General features: G+C 50.5%; 7 protein-coding genes. 2 read left to right on the forward strand and 5 right to left on the reverse strand.

Annotated features, from left to right (window positions below; translation table 11 throughout):
• Positions 1-20: 20 nt before the first annotated feature.
• The 5 genes from secA to Q0628_RS08195 all read right to left on the reverse strand — a co-directional run bounded on the left by secA (position 21) and on the right by Q0628_RS08195 (position 8,301).
• Positions 21-2,969, reverse strand: coding sequence for a preprotein translocase subunit SecA (gene secA, locus Q0628_RS08175; protein WP_298769949.1), 2,949 nt, complete (start codon positions 2,967-2,969; stop codon positions 21-23).
• 125 nt (positions 2,970-3,094) lie between these two features.
• Complete coding sequence (locus tag Q0628_RS08180; protein WP_298769951.1) at positions 3,095-3,592, reverse strand: low molecular weight protein-tyrosine-phosphatase; 498 nt, start codon at positions 3,590-3,592, stop codon at positions 3,095-3,097.
• 23 nt (positions 3,593-3,615) lie between these two features.
• Positions 3,616-6,798 (reverse strand): InlB B-repeat-containing protein, encoded by a 3,183-nt coding sequence (locus Q0628_RS08185; protein ID WP_298769953.1) that lies wholly within the window; start codon positions 6,796-6,798, stop codon positions 3,616-3,618.
• A gap of 528 nt (positions 6,799-7,326) precedes the next feature.
• Positions 7,327-7,725 (reverse strand): pyridoxamine 5'-phosphate oxidase family protein, encoded by a 399-nt coding sequence (locus Q0628_RS08190; RefSeq protein WP_298769955.1) that lies wholly within the window; start codon positions 7,723-7,725, stop codon positions 7,327-7,329.
• 69 nt (positions 7,726-7,794) lie between these two features.
• Entirely contained in the window at positions 7,795-8,301 is a 507-nt protein-coding gene (locus Q0628_RS08195) for an O-acetyl-ADP-ribose deacetylase (protein ID WP_298769956.1), read from the reverse strand.
• Positions 8,302-8,553: 252 nt separating this feature from the next.
• Between Q0628_RS08195 and Q0628_RS08200 the strand changes: the two genes are divergently transcribed.
• Together Q0628_RS08200 and Q0628_RS15725 are read left to right on the forward strand one after the other, a co-directional pair.
• On the forward strand, positions 8,554-8,886 hold the full coding sequence (locus tag Q0628_RS08200; protein ID WP_298769958.1) for a hypothetical protein: 333 nt from the start codon (positions 8,554-8,556) through the stop codon (positions 8,884-8,886).
• 9 nt (positions 8,887-8,895) lie between these two features.
• Positions 8,896-8,966: VOC family protein (locus Q0628_RS15725; protein ID WP_366979105.1), on the forward strand; the 71-nt coding region annotated here is incomplete at its 3' end.

Below are 8,966 nucleotides of genomic sequence, written 5' to 3' on the forward strand. Positions count from 1 at the left end.
CACCCTTTCCACATTACACATTATTCCACGTCCTTGCCGTGACACTTCTTGTACTTAAGACCGGAACCGCACCAGCAAAGGTCGTTGCGGCCAAGCTTCGGAGCCTGCTGTGCCGCGCGGCGTGCAGCGGCAGCGACAGCCGGGTTCAAGTAGGTGCGACGCACCGTCGGGCGAGTTCCCGGAAGGGCAGACTGCGGCATGGGCTGTGCGGTCTGCTGCTGTTCCTCGCTGATGGCATTCGTCTCGGAAGTCGCCGCAGTGCCTGCAAGACCCGCGGGCTTCGCGCCCTCGGCGCTCATCTGCTCGGCATTTTCGGCCGGAGCGGCAGCACCGTTGTCCTGCCTGGCTTCCATGGCCTTGCGTTCGGCCTCGATTTCCTCGGGTGTCTTGAGGCGAAGCATGTCGGGGAGAACCGTCTGACCGTTCGGGAGCGTAATGCGGATATTCAGGATGCGCAGAGCCGTGAGTGTCGCAATCTTCTCGAGGCAGCCCTCGAACATCTTGAAACCTTCGTTCTTGTACACCATCAGCGGATCCTTCTGGGCGTAACCGTGGAAACGGATAGCGTCCTTCAGCTGGTCCATGGCGTACAGGTGTTCCTTCCACACCTGGTCAATCGTCATCAACAGGAAGCGGCGTTCGATCTGGCGGAAATCCTGTTCCGGAATAATCTTCGTGAGCTTGTCGTAGCGGGCCTTGCACATTTCGATAATCGTGTCAAGCACCTGCTCCGGCGTCTTCTTCATAGCCTCCTCGAGCGTCAGGCTGTACTCCATCGAAAGGCTGCGCTGCAGATCGAGGTGCAATCCCTCGAGATTCCATGCTTCGGCATAGCTCTTGGGCGGAATGTAGCTCGACACCTTGATGTCGCAGGCATCCTCGATACGGTTCATGATTTCTTCGCTAATGTCTTCGCCGTTCAGGATGCGACGACGCAGTCCGTAAATCACCTTGCGCTGCTCGTTCATCACGTTATCGTAGTCGAGCAAGTGCTTACGGATATCGAAGCTCTGGCCTTCCACGCGGCGCTGCGCACCACGAATGCTGCGGGACACGATCGGGTGAGTGATCACTTCGTCTTCGCCCACGCCAAAGCGCGTCATCAGGTTCTTCACGCTGTCGCCACCGAAGATACGCATCAGGTTGTCGTCGAGGCTAAGGAAGTACTGGCTGGAACCCGGGTCGCCCTGACGGCCGGAACGGCCGCGCAGCTGGTTGTCGATACGGCGGGACTCGTGGCGTTCGGTGCCGAGCACGTGCAAGCCGCCCAGTTCCGTGACTCCCGGGCCAAGGGCAATATCGGTACCACGACCGGCCATGTTCGTTGCAATGGTCACCTTGCCCGCATGACCGGCGAACTGGATAATCTCGGCTTCGCGGCTGTGGTTCTTCGCGTTCAGCACTTCGTGCGGAATGCCTTCCTTTTCCAAAAGGCCATGCAGGTGTTCGGACTTCTCGATAGATGCAGTACCCACGAGCAGCGGCTGTCCCTTCTCGTGGCGTTCCTTGATTTCAGCCACAATAGCGCGCCACTTCGCGTCTTCGGACTTGTACACCATGTCCTGCAAGTCCTTGCGGATGCAGGGCTTGTTGGTCGGAATGACCCAGGTGTTCATGTTGTAGATCTTGATGAATTCCGTAGCTTCGGTCTCGGCAGTACCCGTCATGCCCGAAAGCTTCTTGTACATGCGGAAGTAGTTCTGGAACGTAATCGTCGCAAGTGTCTGATTCTCGCGGCGGATCTGTACGTTCTCCTTCGCTTCGATTGCCTGGTGCATGCCGTTAGAGTAGCGACGGCCTTCCATGAGGCGGCCCGTGTTCTCGTCGACGATGATGATTTCGCCATCGCGTACGATGTAGTCCACGTCCTTGATGTAGAGATACCAGGCCTTGAGCGAGTTGTCGAGGAAGTGAACCCAGTCGGCATGTTCGCCATACAGGTTCGTGATGCCCATGAGTTCCTGGATGTGGTTCACGCCCTTCTCGGTGAGCTGGATGTTCTTGTCCTTCTCATCGACACCGAAGTCCTTGTTCTTGATAAGCTGCTTCGCAATCTCGTTCGCCTTCGCGTACTTCTCGGTAGCGTCTTCGGCGGGGCCGCTAATGATCAGCGGAGTACGAGCTTCGTCGATCAAGATGGAGTCCACTTCGTCCACGATACAGAAGTTCAGTTCTCGCTGCACCAGCTGGCTCGGTTCCACCGCCATATTGTCACGCAGGTAGTCGAAACCGAATTCGTTGTTGGTACCGTAAGTCACGTCGCTGTTGTAGCTCACGCGGCGTTCCTCGGAGTTCAGACCGTTCACGATCAAGCCCACGGTAAGGCCGAGGAACTTGTAGACCATGCCCATCTGCTTTGCGTCACGGCCGGCGAGGTAGTCGTTCACCGTCACCACGTGCACACCGTGACCGCTAAGGGCGTTCAGGTAAACGGGGAGCGCTGCGGCAAGCGTCTTACCTTCACCCGTCGCCATTTCGGCAATGGCGCCTTCGTGCAGCACCAAGCCGCCAATCATCTGGACATCGAACGGCATCATGCGGAAAGGTTTCACGGAATCGGGGTAGAGCTCGCGCACCTTCGCGTAAACGGAGGCCGGCATGTAGACTTCCCATTCGTTCTTGCCGCTCTCGAGTTCAGCCTTTGCAGCGTTCACGGCATCCTGCAGTTCGGGGCCAAGGCGGCTGAAGTCAAAATTGTTTTCGGGCTTGAAAATGTTGAAGATACCGAGACGGCGGTCGCAGGCTTCCTGACAGACGGCAAAAGCTTCGACCTTGATGTCTTCGAGGGTAGCGCCATTCTTGAGCTTTTCGCGGAATTCCGCACTCTTTGCGGCAAGGGCGGCGTCATCCAGAGCTTCCAGGGCTTCGCGGGCCTTGTGGATTTCGGCAATCACCGGGCGCAGCTGCTTGACCTTACGTTCGTGCGGGGTACCAAAGATCTTGTGAAGAACGGTATCGACTATGCTCATCTTTTTCCTTTTTACGGCCGAGGGCACCGCCCGCGGTCTCTGATTAAAAAATTACGGGGAGAATTTAGCAAATTGCATGCCAATTCAAAATCGTTTAGTCTTGAAACAGGGGCCTATAGCCGAATCTATCGCAGAATCTGGGCGAGCATCGCCTTGCAACCCTCGTTTACATCGTCCCAAGTAGCCTGAAAATCGCCTGTATACCATGGGTCCGCCACATCCCGGCACTTGTGTACCCAATCCATCAAGAGTGAGACCTTGCGATTTTCCACCGGGCCAGATGTTTCACGGGCGTACACGTCGGCCGGTAAAATCCAGCGCAGGTTGCGCAAATTGTTACGGTCCATGAGCACAATGTAGTCGTAATACTCGTAGTCGCGGGCAGTCATCTGGCGTGCCGTTTTCCCGGAGCAATCAATTCCGTGCATAGCAAGCATGCGGCGTGCCGGCGGGTAAACCGGGTTCCCGATTTCTTCGGTGCTTGTCGCGGCACTCGCAATTTCGAATTCTACATCCGCTAACGATTCAGCAGGCAAATCCCGCACCAACTTTTTCATCACGAATTCAGCCATCGGACTTCGGCAAATGTTCCCGTGGCACACAAACAGGATCTTGATTTTCATGCAGACAAACTATTCCAATTAGTTTATTTAAGCCGAACCATTTGCAAGTTGCTACCGATACGTACCAAGTAGTTTCCTGCACGTTCGACCATCACGGCAAAATTCGACGATTCAACCTGTCCCTGTTTCACGATGCGGCCTTGCATATCGAACACGGCATAGGCGGCCCCCACACGGGCATGAGCCACCAGGATATCGCGGCCCGCGGTAGTGAGCGAGAACTGCGGAACAATGCCATTGGCGACAATCGCATCCTTGCCCTTGCTGGAGCTGGACTTGCCACCTGCAGAACTGCTAGAGGACTTGGCGGTACTGCTAGAAGATTTTGCGTTGCTTGAGCTGGACTTTGCTTCGCTGGAACTGGATTTAGCCGTGCTGCTGGAAGAAGCCGCTACACTGGAGCTACTCGGGATAGACTTCCATTGCGATGATATGACCAAATTCCCAGATGCCGTGGCAGGAATTTCTGTCACCAGCGCATCACCATATTCCCAGCCCAAGAATGTTTGGTCACTCAGAGAGGGTGTGGGCAAGGGCATCTCCTGTCCGGGCGTATAGAAAAGAACGTAACCATACGGTTCCTGCGTTTTGGACACATATAACCAAGCAACATTGCGCGTTTCGCTGCCGGTCAATACGGGATATTCGTCGCCCTGAATCCAGTTCGCGCCATAAGCACTGCCCGCTATCTCATTACCGAGAGCATCCTTTTGCACATAGTCGTGCAACGCCTTTGTAACAGTTCCATCTTCAAACGCCGAAGCTTCGACCGGAGTCCCGATGCTGTCGCGAGACAACGTTCCATCCAGATAGAAGTTGTTATCGAATATCACTACCCAATAATAATCCAGCTCCGAAGGCACACCGCTGATAATCGAGCCCTTGCTATGGTTATTAAGAACAAAGGATTGCTCGGGCCTGACTGGAGCCCTTGCATGAATACGTTGATCGGTTTCAACATAATAGCCCCCTATCAAGCCATTAACATAACAATCATGACAATCAAAGTCGGCAGCATTGTAGTTATTCACTATGAAAAAGTGCGTCGAAACTTCTCCAACAAGGCCTCCAACATATCCTCTGGTGGGGAATTGGGTTTCTTTTTCCTCATCGCCGACAAAGCGACCTTCATTGGAGTTCTGTATAAGGAACGTATAGTAGTCGGAGAGTCCCACAAGGCCTCCGGCCGCACCGTCACCTGCCCCAACATCGATGAGTCCACGATGGCTGCTATTTCTTATAATCAACAGATTGTGGGCTTCTGCAACCAATCCACCGACATGAGCATTCAAGTAACCACCGGGTACCACTATGGTTCCGTCAAAATGCGTATTCTCAATTTCTATATGGGCATAGGCATTGGAATGGCTGCCAATAATTCCACCCACACTGACACTGAGATGCCTCGAAACGAAGGAATCCCGTACTTTCAAGTTATGGATAACGACTTTGGTTACAGCATACTTATATGGTTGCCCCGTGTAGAACATTCCATCGGCATCTTCCATATAAAGCCCTGAAATCGTGTGACCCTGCCCATCAAAAAATCCATTATATAGAACTATCTCCTTCCAGGGGATAAAATCGTTTATCCTTGAACTATCGAGCGTACCATCACGCTTCAAGACATTCTCGTTGACCACGATATCCTTCGTAAGCTTGCCACAAACATTAGCCAGACGCTCATCCTCATTGTATTTTCCTGTGGTAAACGATCCGTCTACGAGTGCCGAAAATCCATAAAGTTCCGCGGCATTCGAAATGATGTAGCAGCTGTCCTCAGGATCTATCGCCGGTCTCTTGTATTCGTACCACTTCGCATAGAAATCCTTGTCGCCCTTGTCGCTCGTTGTAATGGAGTCGACAGGATCGCCCGCCAATTCCTCGTTGTCGTACCAGCCGAGAAACATGCTGCTGTCACGATAATAACTATCACGCAGATTGCTCCCAATACCTCCCAGATAGCAGGAAACATCGCCAGTCAGTATGAGTGCATCTTGATAACTCTTGTTTGGATTGCCACAACCAATATAAGACCCAGGCGCTTCCATCTTACCGCCATTGGGATGGTAAGTTACCTTGTAACGGTCATACATCTTAGCCCAGTATTCAAGATCGCCCGTTGTCGTATTGGAAATTGCCGTATCGTTTTCTCCGCTGAATTCGGCATCCCTATACCAGCCGCCAAAAACCAGGTTTTCCTTGGACGTTCCCTTAGGAAGCATCGTAATAAGGCCGGCAACATAATTGTCAAGATATCTAGCCGTATCACTATCGAAAGTATGGAATGTGACATTGTACCTATCCGCAATGGAATTCTTGAGTGTTCCAGTAAAAATCGGATAGGGATCACGGCCGACATCCTGCCCCCAAATGGAGCCTTCTGCATTTTCTCTCAATAGAAATGTCAACGCACCATTAAACAATGCAGCCGTATCCACCAATGTTCCATAATCGATATATTTAGAGGAACTCAGCTTTATCGCATAACTGTTGATGACATTGAGGGATTCATTACTACTCCTTGTATAACCCAGCAATCTGGAATCATAGTTATTCCCATTATCTACAAGGTTTGCTACACTATAGCAGTTTGTCAAGGTCAATGATGCACCGCCTACATAACCCACGACACCTGCGATATAGGGATTGCTTTTCGTGGACTTGATAGTGGAGAATGTATAGAAATTGGTTATCTGGGTCTTTCCAGACCCGTAGACAAAATTTACAAGAACGCCAAGATAATCCGTCGATGAAAAGTACGAATCAAGTATTCCCAGATCCCGGACAACGACAACGGAATTCTCCGGAGATGTGATCGACTCAAAAAGACCCGCACTGTTAGGTGAATACAGCCCCGAAATCGTATGACCATTCCCGTCGAATTTTCCCGCAAAGTCAACCATCGGTTTCCATACGGCTAAGGTCTCGGCGCTGTCACTATTGAGCAGGTTCCACTTATTCAGGACGTTTTTGTTTACAACGATATCCTTCGTGAGTTCACCGCAGGCAGAAGTATTTGCCGCGGTAGAATCGTGTCCGTTTACAATTTCGGCAAAACCGTAAAGTTCCTCGGCGGTCGAAATCTGGTAGCAGCCGTCAGAAAGCACCGGAACCTCGGAAGTGATCTCCTTGGCAAAAACCGCTGTAGCACCTGCAATAAAGGCAAGCGCCATAATAGCAAAGGAAAAAGGCCCTAATTTCATGATTTGTGTTCCTCTCCTGAAAAATCTTTTTTGCCTAATAAAAATAAACTAATTTCCAACACATGCCAACCCGCCCCCGCAAAACCGCTTCTGGAAAGTCATGGCGGATTTGCGGGGGAGGCGCCGAATACAGTATTTTCGAAGCCGCAGGCGTTAGTCCGTAAAAAATGGGCGTCCTATATTATCAACAATTCATCACGAATTACATAAAATGTAAAATTCTACGGAGTTTCAATTGTTGATATCTTGTGTATAATTCAAAATCGCTATTCCGCAGGATTTGGGCATATACCACAACATATCCACAAATGACTTATGTTTCACATGGAACATACATCATTTTACGATGATATTTCAACAATCTATTGCCAATCCTATTAGACAAATCCAAAACTTATCCACTAAAATAAAAAACATCGTGTTTCACGTGAAACGCGGTGTTTATATTATGTTTATAAAAGTTATCAACACATGCCAGTTATCATCCTGAATTTAATTCAGGATTCCCGGTGCGTTGACTTCAAAAAATTAAAGTTTCACAGTACGCGGAGACGCAGTGAAGCTGTAGAACGTAGCGGTCGCATCCTTGAAGTAGAGCGTTTCGGTGTTGTCGTCGTCGGGGGAGTACATCGACTTGAGCTCGGGGTAGTGCTCCAGCATGTCGACCTTCGGTTCGCGGCGGTCGTCGCGGACGAGTGTTCCGGCGACGCGGACCCATTCGTTACCGGCCTTGTTCATGGCACAGATTTCGACCTTGCCGTTCTTCTGGATCTGCTTGGAGCAGTCCTTGGACTTGCCGGTCTGGATATAGAGCTTGCCCTCGAAAATGTTGGCGGTACCGAACGGGCGAACACGCGGCTGGTCACCGTCTACCGTTGCCAAAAAGTAGGCGCCACATTCCTTGAGAAATTTTACGACTTCTTCCATGAGAATCTTCCTTTTTTAAAACAATTGAACTAAATATACAAAAATAGTAGGTAATACTTCAACCCCTTCCTACTGCCTACTTCCTACTGTCTCTCTATACAATTTCTCCATCTCCTCGCCAAAGCAACAGAAGATGACCTTCTTGACTTTTTGCGCCGGGAAGTCCCGAACCGTCTTCACGGCAATCTCGGTGGCGGCCTCCCAGGGGTAGCCATAAACTCCACAAGAAATAGCGGGGAAGGCGACCGTCTCGCAGCCGTTCTCCTCGGCCAGGCTCAGACAGCTTTTATAGCAAGATTCCAAAAGTGCAGGTTCACCATGTTGACCATCTCGATAAACTGGCCCCGGAGTATGGATGACGAACTTGGCTGGGAGTCTGAAACCCGGAGTGATTTTCGCCTTGCCCGTCTCGCAACCGTTCAGGGGGATGCACGCCTTCAAAAGTTCCGGACCCGCCGCCCGGTGAATTGCCCCATCGACACCGCCGCCACCCAGCAGGGAGCAGTTTGCCGCATTCACAATGGCATCCACCGCAAGCTTGGTGATGTCGCCCTGGATAACTTCAATCTCAATCATAATAACCTCAAGTATAATATAGGTAATTTATCAATATAAATCACCTCATTATGTTGGGACTTTGACTAGGTCAAAGTCCGACACCCTGCGGTTACCAAATAAAAATGTGCAAGCACATTTTTGCTTGGTAACCTTGGTTGCGTTTCACGTGGAACATAAACATTATTGTTGATTATGTGAATAGATGTTGAAAATTGTCTTCGATATAACCCTTCACACCATAATTTGTTATATTACTATACAGGAGGTTATATGAGGTTTTTTCTAATATCAGCAATTGTCTTGGCAGCTTTTTGCCTGTCTTTCGCGCAGCTTTTACCTAAGAATACTGCCGAAGACACAAATTCCATCAAACTAACCCGAGCCATGGTCTTTAAGGTGAACTACGGCGAGATTCCTTCCGAACCGGATTCAACTTACAGCGAATCCGAGCCGGACATCAATAGACCTAGAAGAGAAAGCCATTTCATCAGGAACTTTTTGATAGGGACCGGCGCCTGCATTACAGAAGCCACCATCGGGGCTGCACTCAATTCAAGTGGTCCTGTTGTATGTCCCTTGACTGAAGGCCTCACGAAATTTTAATGATTGATTATGAAAATCGAACACGTCGCCATCTGGGTAAAAGACATCGACAAGGTCTGCGAATTCTACCGAAAGTATTT

The organism is uncultured Fibrobacter sp., assembly GCF_937877005.1.
GTDB lineage: Bacteria > Fibrobacterota > Fibrobacteria > Fibrobacterales > Fibrobacteraceae > Fibrobacter.